At 32.7% G+C, this 21496-nt stretch carries 13 protein-coding genes and 2 tRNA genes; 8 read left to right on the top strand and 7 right to left on the bottom strand.

Translation table 11 applies throughout. The features are described from left to right. The first annotated feature begins 218 nt into the window (after positions 1-218). A complete protein-coding gene (gene gyrA, locus B8963_RS08870; RefSeq protein WP_084061152.1) occupies positions 219-2747 on the top strand; it encodes a DNA gyrase subunit A in 2529 nt (842 codons plus the stop codon). A 29-nt stretch (positions 2748-2776) separates the two neighbouring features. Further along, entirely contained in the window at positions 2777-4039 is a 1263-nt protein-coding gene (locus B8963_RS08865; protein ID WP_084061151.1) for a tetratricopeptide repeat protein, read from the top strand. 57 nt (positions 4040-4096) lie between these two features. Here the strand turns inward: B8963_RS08865 and B8963_RS08860 are convergent, their stop codons facing one another. Together B8963_RS08860 and B8963_RS08855 are read right to left on the bottom strand one after the other, a co-directional pair. After that, the gene (locus B8963_RS08860) at positions 4097-4849 is read right to left on the bottom strand and encodes a C40 family peptidase (protein WP_084061150.1); all 753 of its coding nucleotides are present in this window, start codon (positions 4847-4849) and stop codon (positions 4097-4099) included. An 18-nt stretch (positions 4850-4867) separates the two neighbouring features. Then, positions 4868-6043, bottom strand: coding sequence for an acetyl-CoA C-acyltransferase (locus B8963_RS08855; protein WP_084061149.1), 1176 nt, complete (start codon positions 6041-6043; stop codon positions 4868-4870). 207 nt (positions 6044-6250) lie between these two features. On the opposite strand from B8963_RS08855, the gene B8963_RS08850 reads away from it, so the two are divergent. The 3 genes from B8963_RS08850 (at position 6251) to B8963_RS08840 (ending at position 8594) form a co-directional block, all read left to right on the top strand. Beyond that, on the top strand, positions 6251-8287 hold the full coding sequence (locus B8963_RS08850; protein ID WP_084061148.1) for an HD family phosphohydrolase: 2037 nt from the start codon (positions 6251-6253) through the stop codon (positions 8285-8287). A gap of 100 nt (positions 8288-8387) precedes the next feature. Then, a tRNA-Ser gene (locus B8963_RS08845) sits at positions 8388-8471 on the top strand. A gap of 45 nt (positions 8472-8516) precedes the next feature. Beyond that, a tRNA-Pro gene (locus B8963_RS08840) sits at positions 8517-8594 on the top strand. Between the two features lie 232 nt (positions 8595-8826). Here B8963_RS08840 and B8963_RS08835 read toward each other — a convergent pair. The 4 genes from B8963_RS08835 to B8963_RS08820 form a co-directional block, all read right to left on the bottom strand. After that, positions 8827-10008: an acetate/propionate family kinase gene (locus tag B8963_RS08835; protein WP_084061147.1), complete on the bottom strand. Its 1182-nt coding sequence runs from the start codon at positions 10006-10008 to the stop codon at positions 8827-8829. Positions 10009-10019: 11 nt separating this feature from the next. After that, complete coding sequence (gene pta, locus B8963_RS08830; protein ID WP_084061146.1) at positions 10020-12113, bottom strand: phosphate acetyltransferase; 2094 nt, start codon at positions 12111-12113, stop codon at positions 10020-10022. A 95-nt stretch (positions 12114-12208) separates the two neighbouring features. Then, the gene (locus B8963_RS08825; RefSeq protein WP_084061145.1) at positions 12209-12661 is read right to left on the bottom strand and encodes a pyridoxamine 5'-phosphate oxidase family protein; all 453 of its coding nucleotides are present in this window, start codon (positions 12659-12661) and stop codon (positions 12209-12211) included. A 144-nt stretch (positions 12662-12805) separates the two neighbouring features. Continuing rightward, positions 12806-13945, bottom strand: a complete 1140-nt coding sequence (locus tag B8963_RS08820) for a response regulator (RefSeq protein ID WP_084061144.1) — start codon at positions 13943-13945, stop codon at positions 12806-12808. 294 nt (positions 13946-14239) lie between these two features. Between B8963_RS08820 and B8963_RS08815 the strand changes: the two genes are divergently transcribed. From B8963_RS08815 to B8963_RS08805, 3 genes are read left to right on the top strand one after another with little or no spacing between them, the layout of a single operon-like run. After that, complete coding sequence (locus B8963_RS08815) at positions 14240-17329, top strand: hypothetical protein (RefSeq protein ID WP_084061143.1); 3090 nt, start codon at positions 14240-14242, stop codon at positions 17327-17329. Between the two features lies 1 nt (position 17330). After that, positions 17331-18563: a hypothetical protein gene (locus B8963_RS08810; RefSeq protein WP_084061142.1), complete on the top strand. Its 1233-nt coding sequence runs from the start codon at positions 17331-17333 to the stop codon at positions 18561-18563. After that, a complete protein-coding gene (locus B8963_RS08805) occupies positions 18553-20103 on the top strand; it encodes a glycoside hydrolase family 2 TIM barrel-domain containing protein (RefSeq protein ID WP_084061141.1) in 1551 nt (516 codons plus the stop codon). Before B8963_RS08810 ends, B8963_RS08805 begins: the two co-directional genes overlap by 11 nt. Before the next feature lie 149 nt (positions 20104-20252). Here the strand turns inward: B8963_RS08805 and B8963_RS08800 are convergent, their stop codons facing one another. Further along, positions 20253-21464, bottom strand: coding sequence for a glycosyltransferase (locus B8963_RS08800; RefSeq protein WP_084061140.1), 1212 nt, complete (start codon positions 21462-21464; stop codon positions 20253-20255). Positions 21465-21496 lie beyond the last annotated feature (32 nt).

The raw sequence follows: 21496 nt of genomic DNA, 5'->3' as shown, positions 1-21496 counted from the left end.
GAAACTAGAACAAATACCATACCTATATTCGATAAATTATATCTAATTGACGGAAAAAAACATACAAAAGTAACAAAAAGCAATTCATTTTATTAAAAATCTAATATTGTTTAATGTTGATAAATTCTTAAATAAACTACTGGAGAATTGTTTTGAAAGCTTCGATTTTCTGTATATTGGCATGTTTTTTAACCTAGTAAATAATATAAGAATTTAATATGGCAGAAGGAGAAAAATTAATTCCTATCAACATTGAGGATGAAATGAAATCCGCATACATTGATTATTCAATGTCGGTCATTGTGTCACGTGCGTTACCAGATGTTAGGGATGGTTTAAAACCAGTACATAGAAGAGTTTTGTTCGGAATGTACGAATTGGGTGTTCGATCTACGAGTGCTCATAAAAAATCTGCACGTATTGTGGGTGAGGTTTTAGGTAAGTACCACCCTCACGGCGATACATCAGTTTACGATTCCATGGTGCGTATGGCACAAGAATGGAGTTTAAGATATATGCTAGTTGACGGTCAAGGTAACTTTGGTTCTATTGACGGTGATAGTCCTGCAGCAATGCGTTATACAGAAGCACGTATGCGTAAAATTGCGGATGATATGTTGGCAGATATAGATAAGGATACAGTAGATCATCAATTAAACTTTGACGATTCTCTGCAAGAGCCAAAAGTATTACCAACAAGAATTCCAAACCTTTTAGTTAATGGTGCTTCTGGTATTGCGGTAGGTATGGCAACCAATATGCCTCCTCATAATTTATCGGAAGTTGTTGATGGTACTATAGCGTATATAGAAAATAATGATATTGAGATTGATGAACTTATAACCCATATTAAAGCACCTGATTTTCCAACAGGAGGTATAATTTATGGTTATGATGGTGTAAAAGAAGCTTTTCATACAGGTCGCGGAAGAATTGTCATGCGTGCTAAAGCGTCATTTGAAGAAGTTCAAGGTAGAGAAAGCATTATTGTTACTGAAATACCATATCAGGTGAATAAGGCAGATATGATTAAAAAGACTGCCGATCTTATCAATGAAAAGAAAATTGAAGGTATTTCTACTATTAGAGATGAATCTGATAGAAACGGAATGCGAATTGTGTATATTATAAAAAGAGATGCTATACCTCATATAGTATTGAATACACTTTATAAATATACTGCATTACAATCATCTTTTAGTGTAAATAATATTGCACTGGTTAACGGAAGACCGCAAATGTTGAATGTAAAGGAAATGATTCATTATTTCGTTGAACATAGACATGAGGTAGTAGTTCGTAGAACCCAGTTTGAGCTTAAAAAGGCAGAAGATAGAGCTCATATATTAGAAGGACTAATTATTGCTTCTGATAATATTGACGAAGTAATTGCTATTATTAGAGCATCATCGAATGCTGATGAAGCACGCGAAAACTTAATGGAGCGCTTTAAACTGTCAGAAATTCAGGCTAAGGCAATTGTAGAAATGCGTCTGCGTCAGTTGACAGGTCTGGAACAAGATAAATTACGTTCAGAATACGAAGAAATTTTAAAGACTATTGAAGATTTAAAAGATATTCTTGCGCGTAAAGAGCGTAGAATGGAAATCATCAAAGAAGAATTAGCTGAAGTAAAAGCTAAATACGGTGATGAACGTAGGTCTGAAATAAACTTTGCTGGTGGTGATTTAAGCATGGAAGATATGATTCCAGATGAACAAGTTGTAATTACAATTTCTCATGCTGGTTATATTAAAAGAACACCATTATCAGAATATAAAACTCAAAATAGAGGAGGAGTTGGCCAAAAAGCTTCTTCTACCAGAAACGAAGATTTCTTAGAACATTTATTTGTGGGTACTAACCACCAATATATGTTATTCTTCACACAAAAAGGTAAGTGTTTCTGGATGCGTGTTTATGAAATACCGGAAGGCAGTAAATCTTCAAAAGGTAGAGCAATTCAGAACCTAATAAGCATAGAAAGTGACGATAAAGTAAAAGCCTTTATCTGTACGCAAGACTTAAAAGATGAAGAATATGTTAATAGTCACTATGTGATTATGGCAACTAAAAAAGGTATTGTTAAGAAAACTTCATTAGAGCAGTATTCTCGTCCACGACAAAATGGTATTAATGCTATTGGTATTAGAGAAGATGATGAATTACTAGAAGCAAAATTAACTACTGGAACAAGCCAAATATTCTTAGGTTTAAAATCTGGTAAAGCTATTCGTTTTGAAGAAAGTAAAACCAGACCTATGGGTAGAAATGCCTCTGGAGTTCGCGGGGTAACTTTAGCTAATGAAAACGATGAAGTTATCGGAATGGTGTCTGTACATAATTTTGAAGAAGAAATACTAGTAGTTTCTGAAAATGGTTATGGTAAAAGATCTAGTATAGATGATTATCGCGTAACTAATAGAGGAGGAAAAGGTGTAAAAACAATTTCCATCACCGAAAAAACTGGTGGATTAGTTGCTATAAAGAATGTATCAGATACTGATGATTTAATGATTATTAATAAATCTGGTATTGCAATACGTATGAGTGTAGAAGATTTACGCGTAATGGGTAGAGCTACTCAAGGTGTACGACTAATTAATATAAAAGGCAATGATTCCATCGCAGCAGTAGCAAAAGTAATGAAAGACGAAGATGCTGTTGATGAAACCGATGTTAATGATTTAGATGTGAATCCAGAAAATGGCACGGCTATTGATACTAATGAAACCGAAACAGAATAATAAACACTAAAATTAAATTGAAATTAAAGATGAAAACTAAATTATTTATACTTGCAGCTATGTCTTGCACAATGGTTGCATTCTCGCAGAAGAATGAATTAAAGAGTGCTGAGAAAGCTATAAAATCTGGTAGTGCTGCAGAAGCTAAAGCAGCTATTGAAAGTGCTTCTGCATTAATCGGAAGTGCAGATGAAAAAACTCAAGGACAGTTTTACTTTTTAAAAGGAGAGACTTACGCAATGTTGGCAAAAAAAGGTGACGCAAGTGCTTTTAACACTGCAATAGAAGCTTACAATAAAGTTATTTCACTTGAAAGTGCTTCTGGTAAGGCAAAATACACTGCAGAGTCAAAACAAAAATTATCAGGTATGACTGCAGATCTTGTTAATGCTGCTGTTGAAGATAATAATAACAATAAGTACAAAGAGGCTGCTAATAAATTATATCTTGGGTACAAATTAAGTCCTTCAGATACAGTTTACTTGTATTATGCTGCAAGTAGTGCAGTTAATGGTGGCGAGTACGAACAAGCTTTAGGATATTACAATGAACTTAAAGACTTAGGTTATGATGGTTCTGAGGTTAAATACACAGCTGTTAACGTGGCAACTGGTGAGACTGAAGAAATGAATAAAACACAAAGAGATCTTATGGTTAAATCTAAAACTTATAAAGATCCTAAAGAAGAAAAATCTCCATCAAAGAGTACTGAAATTGTTAAAAATATTGCTTTAATATACACACAATTAGGTCAAGATGATAAAGCATTAGAAGCATATAAAGATGCTAGAGCAAATGACCCTAAAGACGTTAACTTAATTTTGAATGAAGCTAATCTTTATTTCAAATTAGGTGATAAAGATAAATTTAAGTCTTTAATGGCGGAGGCAACAGCTTTACAGCCTGACAATGCAGATTTATTTTACAATATTGGAGTAGTAAGTATGGAGCAAGGTAATATTGAAGATGCAAGAAATGCTTATAACCGTGCAATTGAAATTAATCCTGGTTATGTAAATGCGCAATTAAACCTTTCTACAACTTATGTAAATGAAGGTAATGGATTGATTGATGCAATGAATTCATTAGGTAATTCTAGAGCGGATATTGCTAAATATGATCAACTTAAAAAACAGAAAGATGATTTCTTTAAAAAAGGTGCTGATATATTAGAGCAAGCCTTAAAATTAAATCCAGATAATCAAGGTATTTTAGAGCAATTAAAAAATATCTATGGTGCTTTAGGAGATAATGAAAATTTCATGAGATTAAAGAAATTGATTGGAGAATAATCTAATTTCAACTACTAAAAAAGAAAGCCTTTGCAATTTGCAAAGGCTTTCTTTTTTTTAAATGATTTTTTTTATAACTCTTAGTTTATGAGTGTAAGATTTTAATTCTGCATTAAATATACCTGTATGATCAATACGATCTATTCTTACTTTACCACTTGAGTGTATCACATAGTTGTTTTGCATGATTATACCTACATGATCAATAATGCCATCATTATTATCAAAAAATGCCAAATCACCAGGTTCGCTTTCCTCTATAAAACTTAATGGCTCACCTTGAGTAGCTTGTTGGGCAGCGGTTCTAAGTAAATGGTAGCCATTAATTTTATAAATCATTTGAGTTAAGCCAGAGCAATCGATACCAAATGGAGTTTTTCCACCAGATAAAAAAGGAGCATTTAAATATAGCAGTGCAATATTGATAATTTCATTTTTATCAATTATTTGTTCAATATAATGACCTTCGTACTTATGCTGCAGTAGCTGAGCGTTTTCAATAGTTGAGCCTATTACTAATGGAACCAATATTTCATCAGATGTAGTAATGAATGAAACTAAATCGCTCGAGAATTTATGCGGTTTAACTTCATTTATTCTATTGTATTCTTCCTCAGTTATTAAATGCAATTGCTGGTTATTTATCCAGCCTTCACAATTATCATAAGCAATTCTAACTTTACTGTAGAATTTGCGTGTGTCGATTATTTTAAAGTGATCCCCGTATAGTAATTGTGTAATTAATTCGCTACAGTCATCAGCTACCGATCTAACTGGTACAACACTAAGAGGGCAAATGCCGTATTGCATATGAACGCTTTACAGTTATTAATTTCTTTGTATAATTAATGCTGAAGCACCGCCTCCTCCGTTACAGATGGCAGCTGCTCCTATTTTCCCTTTTTGTTGTTCTAAAACATTAATAAGCGTAACTAATATTCTTGCTCCTGAGCATCCTAGTGGATGACCTAATGATACAGCGCCACCATTAACATTTACATTTTCATCTGTAAGCCCCAAAATTTTCATATTCGCAAGGCCAACAACAGAGAAGGCTTCATTAAACTCAAAAAAATCAACTTCGTCGATAGTTAAATTGGCCTTAGCCAAAGCCTTAGGTAAAGCTTTAGCAGGAGCTGTTGTAAACCATTCTGGTTCATGGGCAGCATCAGCATAGCTAACAATAGTTGCTAAAGGTTTAATATTTAATTCTTTTGCTTTTTCTTCACTCATTAAAATTAATGCTGCGGCACCGTCATTTATAGTAGAAGCATTGGCAGCTGTTACGGTACCATCTTTTGTGAATGCTGCTCGTAATGATGGAATTTTATCTAGTTTAACATTTTTAAACTCTTCATCCTCGGAAATAATAATGGCATCACCCCTACGCTGTGGAACCTCAACTGGTACAACTTCATTCGAGAACTTACCTTCTTTCCATGCTTGCGCAGAACGATTGTAAGACTGTATAGCAAAATTGTCTTGATCTTCTCTAGTAAAATTATATTTAGTAGCACATGCATCGGCACAAACGCCCATGGCATTATTGTCATAAGCATCAACTAAACCATCTTTTTGCATTCCGTCTATTAAAGTAGTTGGACCAAATTTTTGTCCATTTCTTAAATGTACATAATGAGGGATTAAGCTCATATTTTCCATACCTCCGGCAACAATAATAGATGCGTCACCAATAGCAATAGCTTGAGCGGCTTGCATAACTGCTTTCATTCCAGATGCACACACTTTATTTACTGTAGTACAAGGGACGGTATTTGGTAATCCGGCAAAAATAGCAGCTTGTCTGGCTGGTGCTTGTCCTGTGCCAGCTTGTACAACATTACCCATAATTACTTCATCAACTAAATTAGCATTTAAATTAATTTTATTTAAAGCTCCTTTAATTGCGATAGCTCCTAATTGTGGGGCGGTAACACTTGATAAGCTGCCCATAAAACTACCTATTGGCGTTCTAACTGCTGATACAATAACTACTTTTTTCATTTTTCCTTAAATCTTTTGAGTTCTGCGAAATTAATAAATTAAAGTGCAATGAACCGCCAACTGTCTAAAAAAACAAATTAAAAGTGCGGTAACGTAATTTTTTCAAAAATATATTTTGCTGTTTTTACAGATTAGATGATGATCATTGTTTGTAAAATCATTTGTTACGCTTATATTTTCTATTTTTGATTTAAGTTTGCCAATCTTATGAGTACATTTTTGGATAATCTTTATAAAAATCAATCTGTATTATATAAATATTTTATTTATGTAATTTCTACGGTACTGATTGTTTTCTTTTTTCCAAAAGGAGGAAAGTTTAAATACGAATTTCAAAAGGGAAAGCCATGGCAGTATGAAAATTATTACGCCCCTTTTGATTTTTCTATTAAGAAGACTCCTGAAGAAATCCAGAAAGAAAAACAAGAAATAAAAGATCATCAAATTCTCTACTACACCTATAACCAGAGTGTAGCCAACGAAGTATACTCAGATTTTGAAAATGAAATTGATGTACTTTTTTCAGATAATAGTCAAAAAGCCTATTTATTAAAAGTCGGTAAGGAGCTATTAGATGAATTGTATTTAAATGGAGTTATAGATGATGAATCTGTTAAATTATCTTCAAATGTTGTAAACCTTATTAAGAATAATATAGAATTAAAGGTTAATACAAATCAGTTACATACTAAGGCAGATATTAATGGATTGATTAATAAGGTGTTAAATCAAAAAAACTTAGAGGAATATAAAAAACAATATCAACGATTGTTTTTTGATGTTGTAAAACCAAATGTCTTTTTTGATGCCGATTGGTCTAAAAAAGTGCTTGAAGATGAATACTCTAAACTATCCTATACTAGAGGAACTGTTGACCATGGTAAATTAATAATTGCAAAAGGGGAAGTAGTAGAATCAGAAAATTATAAGATTTTAAATTCTATTAAAAGTGAGTTTGAGTCTGAACTTTGGGCGGCTAATAATTACTACTTTATATTATTTGGTTATTCCATTTTAGTAGCATTAGTACTTATGATGCTTCTTTTATTCTTAAAAAAATATCGAGAAGATATTTACGAAAATAACACCAAAGTAACTTTTATATTTTTCAATATTTTATTGATGGTTTTTATAACCACATTGGTTGTAAAATATGATGAAGCCTTTGTTTTTGTGGTACCACTTTGTATACTTCCTTTAATATTAAAGACGTTTTTCGATGCTAGACTAGGATTGTTTGTCCATGTTTTAACCATATTAATTTTAGGCTTTGTTGTACCCAATAGCTTTGAATATATATTTCTTCAGATAATTGCTGGTATCGTAACCATATTAACAGTGTCTGAGTTATACAAGAGAGTAAATTTGTTTATTTCAGTAGGGCAGATAACTCTTATATATTTAGTAAGTTACTTTGCTTTTCACATAATACACGAAGGTAATTTAGAGAATATTCAATGGTTCGTTTTTGGATTGTTTCTTTTAAATGGCATGTTTATGCTTTTTGTTCTGCCATTAATTTACATTTATGAAAAAACTTTTGGATTAGTATCAGATGTTTCCTTATTAGAATTGTCGGATACCAATTCCAAGTTGTTAAAGGAATTATCTAATAAAGCGCCAGGAACTTTTCATCATTCTTTGCAAGTTGCCAATTTGGCAGAAGCAGCTGCTAATGAAATAGGAGCTAACGCTATGCTGGTTCGTGTAGGGGCACTTTACCACGATATCGGCAAAATGAATAATCCAACTTTTTTTACTGAGAATCAGATAACGACAGTTAATCCTCATGATGAGCTAACACCATTGGATAGTGCTAAAATAATTTTAGCTCATGTTATAGATGGTATTGAGATAGCGCGTAAAAATAATATTCCAGACCGAATAATTGATTTTATTAGATGTCATCACGGAACAACTCTTGTCTATTATTTTTATAAGAAGCAGCAACAATTAGAAGGTGTTGTAAACGAACAGGACTTTAGGTATTCTGGGCCGATACCATTTTCAAGAGAAACGGCAATTTTAATGATGGCGGATTCTATTGAGGCAGCGTCTAAGAGTTTAAAAAATCCAACTTTTTTAATTATTGATGAATTTGTAGATAAGATAATTGGTTCTCAAATGAATGCCAATCAATTTTTAAATGCGAACATAACTTTAAAGGAAATTGAGTCGATTAAGAAGATTTTAAAGCAAAAATTGACGAATATTTATCACCTAAGAGTCGAGTACCCAGAGTGATAGTTTTTTAGTTTAAAAAAAATCAAAAAATAGTTGTGATATCGTTGGTTAAAAAGTACATTTGCAACCGCATTTTTAATGCACATTATTTGAAATTACTGGAGAGGTGCCGGAGTGGTAACGGAGCAGATTGCTAATCTGTCGACGGGTAACTGTCGCCAGGGTTCGAGTCCCTGTCTCTCCGCTTTTTTTGAAATTAAAATTTGATTGTTGCCTTTAAAGCAACTTTCGGGGTGTAGCGTAGCCCGGTTATCGCGCCGCGTTTGGGACGCGGAGGTCGCAGGTTCGAATCCTGCCACCCCGACCAAACTAAATCCAATCATGCAAGTGGTTGGATTTTTTTATTTTAAGAATACTAAGTTGTAGGTTCCTCCTAATTCTCGGGACTGCCACTTAGACCAAACTAAATGCAATCAAGCAAATAGTTGAATTTTTTATTAGGAGTGATTATCGTAAGTTTATTAATCTATCAAATCTTTCTTACTTTTCAGTCGTTAATTTTACTAATAAGCAATATTTTAAAAATTGGTATTACTATTCTAATCCAAACCAAAAGCTTGCTTGGCGATCTCTAATTCTTCATTAGTAGGTATTACTAAAACTTTTACTTTTGAGGCGATACTATTTATTTCGTTAATAGTAGAACTTCTAGTTTCATTTTTCTTGGCATCTAAAACAATTCCTAAGTAATCCATATCTGCACAAACCATTTTTCTTAAAACGGCAGAATTTTCTCCTATACCTGCAGTAAAAACAATAGCATCTAAACCATTGAGTGCTGCACTGTAGGCACCAATATATTTTTTAATTCTATAGGCATTCATTTCTAAAGCCAAAATACACTCTTTGTTGCCTTTTTCAGCTTGTGCTTGTATATCTCTAAGATCACTGAAACCTGTTAGTCCAAACATGCCACTTTGCTTTGTAAGTAGGTTGTTTACTTCTTCGAGCGAATAATTAAATTTTTGCACTAGATAAAATATAAGCGCATGGTCAATATCACCACTTCGAGTTCCCATAATTAAACCATTAGAAGGTGTAAAGCCCATACTGTGATCCATACTCATACCATCTTTTACAGCTGTAACACTACAACCATTACCTAAGTGTATAGATATGATTTTAGAATGATTCAATTGTAAATATTCAATAGCTTTTTCGGAAACATACTTGTGGCTAGTACCATGAAATCCATATTGTTGAATGTTATGTTTATTATAAAACTCATTTGGAATAGCATATTTTTTTGCTTTTTCAGGTATAGAATGATGAAAAGCAGTATCAAAAACAGCCACTTGTTTAGCATTCTTGAAAATTTCTTCAGCCAGAATAATACCTTCAAGATTAGGCGGATTATGTAAAGGTGCCAGTGAAAATAGCTGTCTTATCTTTTCCTTAACGGTAGCATCTATTAATGTGGTTTTGATAAATGGTTTGCCTCCATGAACCACACGATGACCAACTATGGCAATTTCATTTGCATTTTTGATAACTCCTTTTACAGGATCAAGAAGTAAATCGGCTATTTTTTGAAGTCCAATTTTATGATTTTCAATGTCAAGGATTTCTTCTAAGGAGTTTATGGCTGTTTTAAATTTTATTACAGCTTTATCTGTACCAATACGCTCAACAAGTCCTTCGCACACCACTTTTTCAGATGGCATGTTTATTAGTTGATATTTTATTGAGGAACTTCCTGAATTTATAATTAATATTTTCAATGGATGGAAATTTATAAGCCTTCGGCTTGTATTGCTGTTATGATGACGGTGTTAAAAATATCTTCAACTGTACATCCTCTACTTAAATCATTAACAGGTTTATTTAACCCTTGTAGCATTGGTCCAATTGCTAAAGCTCCAGTTTCTCTTTGAACTGCCTTATACGTGTTATTACCAGTGTTTAAATCTGGAAATATAAAAACACTTGCTTTTCCGGCTACTTCGGAGTTAGGTAATTTGCTTTGCCCTACTTTACTATCAACAGCTGCATCATATTGAATAGGGCCTTCAACCTTTAAATCGGGTCTTTTAATTTTTATTAATTCGGTTGCTTTTCTTACGCGATCTACATCTTCACCAACACCTGATGCACCCGATGAATAAGATAACATAGCTATTTTAGGTTCAATACCAAAAGCTGTACTTGTGGCTGCCGAAGAAATAGCAATTTCAGATAGTTGTTCTGCTGTTGGGTTTGGGTTTATAGCACAATCACCAAAAACCGTAACTCTATTTGGAAGGCACATGAAAAACACCGATGAAACTATAGAAACATCTGGTTTTGTTTTGATAAACTGTAAGGCAGGTAAAATAGTATGCTGTGTGGTATGTACTGCGCCTGAAACCATACCATCGGCATGGCCTTTATAAACCATCATAGTGCCAAAATAAGAAACGTCTTCCATAAGATCTTTAGCCATCGCTAAATTTACATTCTTATGTTTGCGTAATTCAAAAAGCGTAGTGGCGTAGTCCAAGAAATACGAAGATGTTTTTGGATTTATTATATTTATATTTTCAGTATTAAACTCAATATCTAACTCTAGCATTTTAGCCTTTATCTGATCTATTTCACCTAAAAGAGTTAAGGTAACAGCATCAACATCTAAAAGTTTTTTAGCGGCAATTAAAATACGCTCATCTGTACCTTCAGGTAATACGATATGCTTTTTAGCTGATTTTGCTCTTTTTAATAGATTGTATTGAAACATTCTTGGAGTAATACCTTCTGCCTTGAAAGTTATTAAACGTTCAGCAAGTTCATTTACAGGCACATATTTTTCAAAGGCTTGAATTGATGTAACTATTTTTTCTGTATTGTCAGCATAGATTTTAGGTTTAATAGCACCAATCTTATTGGTAACCGCAAAGGTGCCTTCTTTTACTGAAATGATTGGAATAACATCAGAAAGACCTTCTATTAATTGAATAATAGAATCTTCTGGAATTAGTCCACCTGTAAGTACAATACCTGATAAATTAGGATAGTTAGTAGAAATGTTGGCTTGTAATGCCCCTAAAATAATGTCTGCACGATCTCCTGGCGTAATTACCAGACCATCTTTTTTTAAATGTGTAAGATAATTTCTTAATTGCATAGCTCCAACACTAAAACCATTAGCTTGGTTGTTTAAAAAATCTTCACCAAACAATACTTTGCCTTCAAGTTGATCAGCTATTTCTTTTACTGTTGGATTTCCTAAAACCGGATTGATTGGAATAGCTCCTATTAATACTTTTTTTGGTAATTTGTTTTTTAACCCGTCTACAACGCTTTCTAAATTCTCAGGTTGTACTTTATTGGCAACAGTTAATAATACCTCAACACCCTTTTCTTTGAAAGAATCGAATGCCATATATAAATTGCCCACCAATTCATCTAAAGTTTTTCCAATACCACTGGTAATTAAAACAGCAGGAATACCCAAGTTTTTTGCAATTAGGGCATTAATATCCCATTCTATAATAGCACCTTCTCCAGAAAAATCTGTTCCTTCTACCAAAACAAAATCAAAACGATCTTCTATGGCTTTAAATTTATGGATGATATGACTTATTATTTCATCATCCTTATCTTGATTTTTTAACTGTACTACTTGATTTCTTGTATACGCATAAGCATCAATAGGTTTTAAATCTACGTCAAAATGCGATAAAATGGTTTGAATATGGTTGTCGATTTTACCATTCTCAAAATCGTCTATTATTGGACGGAAATATCCAACTTTTGCTGTTTTACCTAATAATAGTTGCATTAAACCTAATGAAACTATTGATTTACCACTATTAGGTTCAGTAGTGGCAATATATATGGCTTTACTCATTAATGGAAAACTTATGTGCTCTCAAAGTTAAGAGTTTCTTTATGGGGTAACAAGTACAATAATTAATAGTATTTGAGAACTTGTTTAGGGATTTTTTAGGCTTCTTTTCTTTTTCCTGTAATTTCATCGATGTGAATACGAAACACAATTGGTATTCCTCTAGAATATAATTTATTGGAGAATTCATTTATAAACTCCGTTGACTTGTGCTCCTTTTTTAATATTAAGCTTTTTACACCATCACTAAATTTATGAAGTAATTGTTTGGCATCTATTCTATCCATTTCTTCAAATGTGCCATGTGCTAAAACCGATTTCCAGTTTGTTATTGAAGTGATCTCTTGTACATTAAAAGCCACATTTTTATGCTTTCGCATTTCCTGTATTTTATGTCCTTCAGCAGAATAGCTTATGATGCATTTACTTTCTTGATCGTAGAAATACGTAATAGGAATAACATAGGGTATATCATTTGCCATATATCCTAAATTACCTATATAATCATCTAATAGCACATTTATGCATTCATTTTCGCTCAAATCTATCATGGATTGGAATATTATAAATTATACCTACAAAGCTACAATGCACTTGTTTATCCAAATATGACATTTGTCAGTTACCAAAAATGTGTATCAATAAAAAACCTCCTAACTTTTAAACTAGGAGGTTATATTTTTACAAACTATTTCTTATTTATAATGCACAGCAATTTTTGCTAATTGCCCCACAATTTTAATAGAATCTTTCATTGAAAGTTTAGAACCATCTGCATGTATCCATCTTTTTAATGGTTGCTCACAAATTAACTCTTGAACCTTATCTTTTCCGTAATGTTTGCGCATACGCATGAATATTTCAACATCAAAAAGCCAACGGGTTATAAACTTTTTATTAAAAACAAGTTGAGCTATTTCTTTATCCATTATTTTGGCACCGCATTGCGTATCGTTAAATGGCATTTTTAGAATAGATCTTATAATTAAATTAATTGTTTTACTAATTATTTTTCGAGCGGATTCTTTAGTAATATTTGCGCCCATTCTACTCATTCTAGAACCACTTACAATTTTGAAATTGGAATTTTCCATTGTTTTAACCAGATCATCAAAATCTCTAAAATCTGTGGATAAATCCGCATCTAAATACCCTATGTAATCTAATTGTGGATCGTTTGCCAAATGCAATACACCCTGACGAACCGCCTCAGCTTTTCCTCCATTTTTGGCACAATCGTATATACTTATTTTATTTTCGTTTCCTTTTCTAAGTTCTTCCAAAACTTCTAATGTTCTATCAGTACTACCATCATTTACAAAACATAAATGATAGCCAAGATTGCTATGAACAAAGTTTTTAAATTCTTGCCCCGAAAGTCGTTCTTCTTCATTATAACAAGGTATTACAACGCCAACGCAATATTGCTGAAGCATTTGTCCTTCGCTTTTTTGAGTGATTGATTGTTCTCCAACAGGAGTACCAATCATTCTTTTGACTCTAGCAGAAACTTCACTCAAGCTAACAGGTTTTTTCATGTAATCATCTATCCCTAAATCAAAACCATCTACGATAATTTTTTCATCTGTATTACCAGACATAACCATAATAGGAGTTTTAGATTTTTCTTCAATTCGGATATGTTTTACTACATCCAAACCAGATAACCCAGGCATGTTAATGTCTACTATGACTAAATCTGGTAAAAATTGCTTAAAAATATCAATTCCTTTTTGTCCAGTATCAGCAGTTTTTACGTCATATCCTAATTCAATAAGTCTTTTTTCTAAAGACATAAGAATTAATTGTTGGTCATCAATGGCTAAGATTTTCATAGGTTTTGGGTTTAATAAATTGTGATAATTGTGTGGTACAATAGTACTATCTAGATGATTTGTTTTTTTAATTACTATGTTTATTTACATTTTACTGTAGTTCACTAACTGATATCTGTAGATAAATAAATCTTTAATTACGATATGTAAAGTTTATAAAAGATGTAAATTCTTACAAAAAACAAAGTAAACAACTATTGTATAACGAAGTTTTTAGTTTCTTGTTGTATTACCTTATTAAATTTATTATTTTATATATTTGGTGGTGTTATATTTTCCTACGAAGCTTTCTAAATGAAGAAAAAAACTAATACCCTTTTAATTCTCTCGTTAATTGTAGGGCTTGCATTTCATGGATCTGCTATTTTCTTTACTCTAGAATCTACCTATGATGCATTGATACATTTGTTCTTTGCGGATCATTATGCCGATAGTTGGTTTGATCCATGGGAATATAGATGGTATACTGGATTTACGGTACAATCATATCCTCCTTTAGTGCATCAAGTTATAGGAATACTCTCATATATTGGAGGACTTAAATTTGGTATGTATACCGTAGCACTTATTGCAATAGTCCTATTTATCACAGGCGTATATAGGTATACTTTATTAATGACAGGTAGTCGTAGAATAGCCGGATATGGATCTGTTTTAGCGGTTTTTTCATCCACTTTTGTAGAAACACTTCATATTTTTGGGCAATTACCTAGTATAACAGCCTTATCTATTCTCCTGCATTCCATGACCGAAATTTATCTTTGGATAAAAACCGGGAAGATAAGGTACTATTTTACAACGGTTTCTATGCTTGCTGTAACCGTAACTTCTCATCATGTTACGCCTATTTTTGGAATGGTTTTTTTTATAGCTCCATTAATGGGAATGGCCGTTATGGATGCGGCTAGAGAAAGAGTAAACTCATATAAAGAACTTACTTTTAAAGTATTTATAAATACCACAATCAAGCACGTAAAACGAATTGCCATTTTTGGATTTAGTGGTATTTTTCTAATTGTATTTTGTATTTTTCCCTATTGGTATAATTCTAAAAGAAACCCAATTACCCAAGTGGCTATACCACATGGATCTCGTGATAATTTTTTAGAAATTACCTCTTCAGGTCTTGTCTTTTTTGTGATCCCTTGGGGTATCTTATTATTTGTAATGCCTTATTTTTTCTATAGGTTTTTCAGTAAAAGATATATTTTCTTTGGACTTTCTTTTGCGTTATTAACAATTTTAGGAACAGGTGGTACAACGCCAATTCCTTTACTTATGTTAGGCGATGCCGCCTTTAATATTCTCACATTAGATAGGTTTACACTTTGGGCAACCGTAATGGCACTACCCATATTTGCAGAATTTGCTTATAGAATGGTGGAAGGAGATATAAAAGTTCTTATTCAAGAAAAATTTGGTGGTGTTTTTCATAGGGTGCTCGGTGGGTTAGTTGCAGGTGGAATGTTATTTATGGTGCTATTTACTATGACTCTTGGGTATTTTAGACCATCACAACCGGCAAAAATTAACATGTTGCCTATAGTGAATTTTTTAGGAGCAGATTCGCATGATTCATGGCGCTATTTGCCTCTAGGTTTTGGCGATCAAATGGCATGGCTTTCTGCGCAAACAACTGCTATGACCGTTGATGGTAATTACCACTCCGCAAGACGGCTTCCAGAATTAACAACAAGAGCCATAGAGCGAATTGAAAATTCTAAATTTCGTGGGGTAGAAGGTATTGGTTCTTTACAGCAGTTTTTAACAGTACCCGAAAAATACAATCTAAAATATATTTTTTCTAATGATAAGTTCTACGATCCTATATTATATTATTGTGGATGGCAGCGTTTGCAACAATTAGAAAACGGAATCATGGTTTGGGAGAAATTAAATGTACCTCCTATACCGCAAATAATGCCAAAGGAAGATGTGCCTACTATCATGAAAATTATGTGGGGTATTATTCCCATATCAACTGTACTTATTGCATTTTTTATAAACATTCAACTTATTTGGGTGCGACTTCTTAAGTCTAAAAAAATAGAGCCTCCATCATTTATGAAATTAGAGTTGCCTTATAATAAGTTCCCCAAAAAATTGCTCTATATATCTTTTGTTTGGGCGTTTATGCTATTACTGTGTTTAGGTTATGGAATTTATTTGTTTTATGTTAAAAATGTAGCGCAATACTCTGCCAATAATGTAGTGGAAGCTTATTATGATGCCTTAGATTTTAAAGAATTTTCTACAGCTCATTCCTATTTAGATCCTGAAAGTAATGTCGATATTGCTCAATATATGCTAGAAGTATCGGTTACCGATGGCATTCTGAGTTCTTATGCTAAATTAGATTCCTTAGGTATTGAAATTTATGACGAAACACCAACTAGTGCAAAGGCTAAAGTTGTCACCAGATGGATTACACCTTTGGAGAGTATTTATAGCAACGATTACCATGAACTAGTTAAGAGAAAAAGTAAATGGTATATAAAACCATCAAAATTTGATAATGATATTCCTCCAGATCAGTTATTTACGGCGAATGGCACCACTTTTTATAATCATGGTCGAAGAAAAATAACTACACAACAAACCTATCATGAAGATGTGTTAAAACAACCTGTTTTAGAGATACTTAGTGCTAAGTTGGTTAAAAATAGAGGTCAGTATAGTATTATAGGAGAAATTCAGAATGTAGATAATGTTCCGGCTGATGTGGTTATTAAGGCAACACTTTATAATGGCATGAATAAAGAGCTGGCAAATTATAATGCTAAATACCACATGAAGCATAAATTAATGCCAAAAGAAACCACTGCATTTAAAATAAATTTTGAAGGAATTGCATGGTCTTCCACCAAAGATACTTTGCCACCAACTTTTGATCCTGATCAGTTTACACCAGTAGATTTTGACGAGCAACCCACAAAGTTTAATATACAGTCTGCAGGTAATACTGCTAATACAGATTTGTATAAACATGTTGCTTTACAAGATTTGGAATATACCAATCAGGGATTTAATGGTGTGCTCTTTAACTCGGGTGTACAAGAAGTTACTATTCCGCAATTAATTGTTTCTTATTACAATAAAGAGCATGAATTACTTTGGGTGGATCATAAATTTATTCCTGAAGGTGTGCGAATACAACGAAAGCAGTTTTTTAATTACAAGCCTACTCAATTAGATAGTTTAGAGGTAATTAATACTAGTTTAAAAAATTGTTTTGTAAATGGTTTACCAAATGCCGCGATTTCAGATAAAATATTCCCAAATCGCGATTTTACCCATAGTTTTGATCAAACACAACCCTTTAAAGGAGTTGGATTTGATTATTTAAAATTTGAGATTAACAGTTATATAGGGAACCCAAAATAATATGTATAAAAAATTAATTATTTTATATATTCTATTTGCGCTAGGATGCTCTTCTAAAAAAGAGGAAGCTCCAAGGACTGTGCCTATAAAAGCTTCATTGGTTACTCAAAAAACAAACTATAAAGCTGGGGATTCTATTCGACTTGTTTTTACTGCGGACCAACAATCGGAAAATATAAAATTGCATATAAAAAATGCATTTGGAACTTTGTTATTGCCTTATCAAAAGCAAAATGACCAAATTGTTTTTACACTTCCCACAAATTTCACCCGTAAAGCAGGGCTGTGTTTTTGGAAACTAATTCAAGAAAATGAAACATTACTGAAAGGGAATATAGATATCATTCCTATGACAGAAAAAGGCACTAATATGGAGACCTATTTTGGCCCTCGGAGCATCACCGCAGGCGATAATGATTATTCCATGCTAGTCATAGCGCCAACTGATGTTTATGACAATACAGTTAGTAATAGCACTGAAGTAACTATTAAAACCCAATTTTTAGAAAAAATTAGTGATATAAAAGTCGCTACGAACAATTTAATGGCGTGGTATAATGTTAGATCGCCACGAAAATCGGGTAGAGTTTTAGTTACGGCTTTATGTAACGGTACTACCTCAAACGAATTGACCACAATTGTATTTCCTGCTAATTCAACCGATTTTAAAATAGACGCCATCATGGATCATGATTTTGCTGATGGCAATCAAATTATAAAATTTAAATCGGATAAAATAAAAGATGAATTTGGTAATGTAGTAAGTGACGGTACGCTAGTTACTTTTATGATTAAAAATCAAAAAGATGCTTATTTATATACTGTAGGAACTACTATAGACGGCGTTGTAGAGGCTAGAACGTTACACCCTGCTGCAGCTGCCGAATGGAATATACAAGCCTATATTACTGGAGCTTCTAAAAGCAATGCTATAAATGTCTCCTTTAAAACAGCGATTGCCGATTATGAAATCTACTTTTCTAAAGGCAATAGAAATTTAGATATAGGACCACTGAAAAGTTTTATGAAACAGCTTGTGCCAGATGGTATTTTAGTTCAGTTAGATATTTATTCTTCTACTGGGGAATTTATTGAAACTAAAAAAACAACTACCAAAAAAGGAGTGAGCAACATATTTTTAAGTCCGGAGTATTTACCAGATGGCACCTATAAATTTATAATCGAAGCTGTGGGTATTAAAAAAGAAATAATCAAAGAAATTAATGGCGGTTAAACTAAATAAAACACTTTACAGAACGATAATTATAGTAACCTTTGTTGCTATAAATGCCTTGATAATATCTGGTATTGGCTCTGCGATGGTTTTTTTAAACACCGGTGCAGACCGTACGTCTATGCTGCATTTAGAAGTGCCTATGGATGAAGTGTACAGGCCTAAGGTGGAATGGGTAAGCTTGGAGAATCCTGGTAGGCCAATGGAGCAACAAACCTTGGGAGAAATCACCAATGATTACATGAATGCATGGCATGTTCGGAATATTGCTTTTAAGAAGAACGATTATTACGGTATTGAAGATTTTTATACAGATAGTGCGCGTGTTCGTTTATACGAAAATATAAATCTTAACCTACAAAACAATAACTGGTATAAGCGTACAACACTTAACCATAATCCTGAGATTGATTTTTATAGTACCGATGGTACCATGGTTGTTTTTAAAGATCACAACGTTACCGAATATCAAGAAATCTATTCTGGAGAAGATTTACTTTTTACAGAAAGAGATACGATTAGTTATCATGTAATGATGCTATTGGAAGATGGTTTTTGGCGTATTCGGCATTTAAAAGAAATAGAAAATATTAAGGATACTACCAATTATTCTAACCGAGATATTACTTCTAAAATTGAAAAAATTAAAAATTTAAAAGGGATAAATTATTATCCAAAAGATTCGCCATGGGATACATTTGGCAAACATTTTAATGATACCATAATAGATCAAGATTTTAAAATTATTCATAAAATGGGTTTAAATACCATTAGAATTTTTATTCAATATGAAGATTTTGGAAAGAGTATGGCGAACTATAAAAAAATAGAGCTTCTTAAAAAAGTATTAGATGCAGCGGAAAAGAACAACTTAGACGTATTAATAACGCTTTTTGATTTTTATGGCGATTATGATGTATCTAATTGGACTTTAACTCACAGACATGCAGAGGCTATTGTAAATGCTGTTAAAGAACATCCTGCCCTATTAGGTTGGGACCTTAAAAATGAACCAGATTTAGATTTTGATGCGCGAGGTAAACATCGGGTTCTTGGGTGGCTAGAACAAATGATTATAAATATTAAACAATTAGACCCAAATCATCCGGTAACGATTGGTTGGTCGTCGCCAGAAGCTGCTGTAGAATTATCTGATGATGTAGATTTTGTATCGTATCACTACTATAGAGCGGTGGGTGATTTTAAACAAGCTCATGATAAATTAAAATCTTTAGTGCCGAATAAGCCTAAATTGTTACAAGAATATGGGATGTCTTCTTATAAAGGACTTTGGAATTTATACAGAGGAGCAGATGAACAAGGACAATTAGCCTATTATGAAGAAATGCAGAACATTCTGTATAAAGAAAATATTCCGTTTATGTTTTGGACCTTATACGATTTTAAGAGTGTGCCAAAATCAGTTGCAGGTAGTTTGCCTTGGAAAACTAAAAAACAGCACTTTTTTGGATGTTTAGATACTATTGGTAATCCAAAACCTGCTTTTAAAGTATTATCAAACATAAAGGGTAGACAATAACAAGTATCGCTCCCCTTTACTACACATAACCACTAACCAAAAGTTTAATTTTTTCTAAACGTTTTTACTGGAGATTATAGTAAAGAGAGATCCTAAAATGTGGATCTCTCCATTACAACACATAACCACTAACCAAGTTTTATATATTTTTAAGCATTGTCCTTTTGTAATTCGGGCAAACCAGCTTTTTTGTTAATTATTTGATTAAAATTATCTAAATACATTTCTGCAATTGTGGACATAGGTAAGGAACAAGCAGCCGTATAATTAGCATGGCCTAAACTTCTTCTATATGTATCATTTGTAATAATATTTTGAATTGCATCTGCTAAAGATTCTGGATTATCAGCATCAAAAAATTCACCACGATAGCCTTCTTCCTTAACCAAAATACTTAGGTCTCCTAAATCAGGTAGTGCTACCGCATTTCCGTAACTACCAGCTTGGTGCAATACTCCTGAACTACCTGTTGTAGAAGTATATGGGAACACTACAACTGCACTATCTCTGAATATTTTTTCAACATCTTCTTCCGCTACATAACCTGTAAATCTTATTTGCTCAACAGCACTATAGGTGCTTTTTACATTGTCTAAGTAACCCGGAGTATTTGGGCTATCTGTTCCTGCAATAACAATTTCAATATTTTCTTTTGTTCTTTTTCTAATGATTTCAATAGCTTCTATTAAAATCTCTACTTTTTTATAGGTTCCAAATTTACCAAATGCCATTACTTGTTTTGGACCTTTTGGCAAATCGTAAGATGGAGTGGGAGGGGTTTCAAACGCGCCATGGGGAATTAAAGCAATATTTTTTGCCTTATATTTTTTTTCTAAAATAGTAACATATTTACTTATTGTAACTGCAACAACATCAGAAGCAAGTACAAATCTGGTTAAAGTAGTTCCTATAAAATTATAGATTTTTTGTAGTATTTTGTTTTCAGTAAAACCAGCATTTTCTAAATCTACTTGTTCTAAAATATTATGTAGTAATGATATTGTTGGAATACCTCTTAGTCTACATATAGCAGGTAAAAGCAGTCCTAATGCCGCAGGTATTTTTTTATCTCCAAACTTTAAAAACTGAAGGTTAAAAAATACTGCATCAGGTTTGGTTTCTGATAATGCTTTGTTTACACTAAAGATGTTTTTGTAACTATTAAAACTCCAGCATTCTTTTACTGTAATTTTACATCCATTCTCTTCAAAGTTAAGGTCTTTTGCACCTTCGGTTTTATCACAAATTAGAATTAATTCGGTTACTTGTTCTTGTAATCTAAAATGTTTAACTAAATGGTATCCGTACTCTGTTAAAGTTACTTTACTAGGCGGAAATGCTGTTACAATTGCTAATTTCATTGGGTTTGTTTTTTTTGATTTGGTATATGTAT

The organism is Cellulophaga tyrosinoxydans (assembly GCF_900176415.1).
GTDB classification, from domain to species: Bacteria; Bacteroidota; Bacteroidia; order Flavobacteriales; family Flavobacteriaceae; genus Cellulophaga; species Cellulophaga tyrosinoxydans.
Note: the sequence above shows the minus strand (reverse complement) of the source record. Positions and strands in the feature narration are given on the sequence as shown.

Bases quoted from the DNA above. Each gene is read 5' to 3' on its own strand.
- B8963_RS08850 (WP_084061148.1), top strand. From the start codon at position 6,251: ATGAGTACATTTTTGGATAATCTTTATAAAAATCAATCTGTATTATAT.
- B8963_RS08800 (WP_084061140.1), bottom strand. From the start codon at position 21,464: ATGAAATTAGCAATTGTAACAGCATTTCCGCCTAGTAAAGTAACTTTA.
- B8963_RS08805 (WP_084061141.1), top strand. From the start codon at position 18,553: ATGGCGGTTAAACTAAATAAAACACTTTACAGAACGATAATTATAGTA.
- gyrA (WP_084061152.1), top strand. From the start codon at position 219: ATGGCAGAAGGAGAAAAATTAATTCCTATCAACATTGAGGATGAAATG.
- B8963_RS08820 (WP_084061144.1), bottom strand. From the start codon at position 13,945: ATGAAAATCTTAGCCATTGATGACCAACAATTAATTCTTATGTCTTTA.
- B8963_RS08855 (WP_084061149.1), bottom strand. From the start codon at position 6,043: ATGAAAAAAGTAGTTATTGTATCAGCAGTTAGAACGCCAATAGGTAGT.
- B8963_RS08815 (WP_084061143.1), top strand. From the start codon at position 14,240: ATGAAGAAAAAAACTAATACCCTTTTAATTCTCTCGTTAATTGTAGGG.
- B8963_RS08825 (WP_084061145.1), bottom strand. From the start codon at position 12,661: ATGATAGATTTGAGCGAAAATGAATGCATAAATGTGCTATTAGATGAT.
- B8963_RS08810 (WP_084061142.1), top strand. From the start codon at position 17,331: ATGTATAAAAAATTAATTATTTTATATATTCTATTTGCGCTAGGATGC.
- pta (WP_084061146.1), bottom strand. From the start codon at position 12,113: ATGAGTAAAGCCATATATATTGCCACTACTGAACCTAATAGTGGTAAA.
- B8963_RS08860 (WP_084061150.1), bottom strand. From the start codon at position 4,849: ATGCAATACGGCATTTGCCCTCTTAGTGTTGTACCAGTTAGATCGGTA.
- B8963_RS08865 (WP_084061151.1), top strand. From the start codon at position 2,777: ATGAAAACTAAATTATTTATACTTGCAGCTATGTCTTGCACAATGGTT.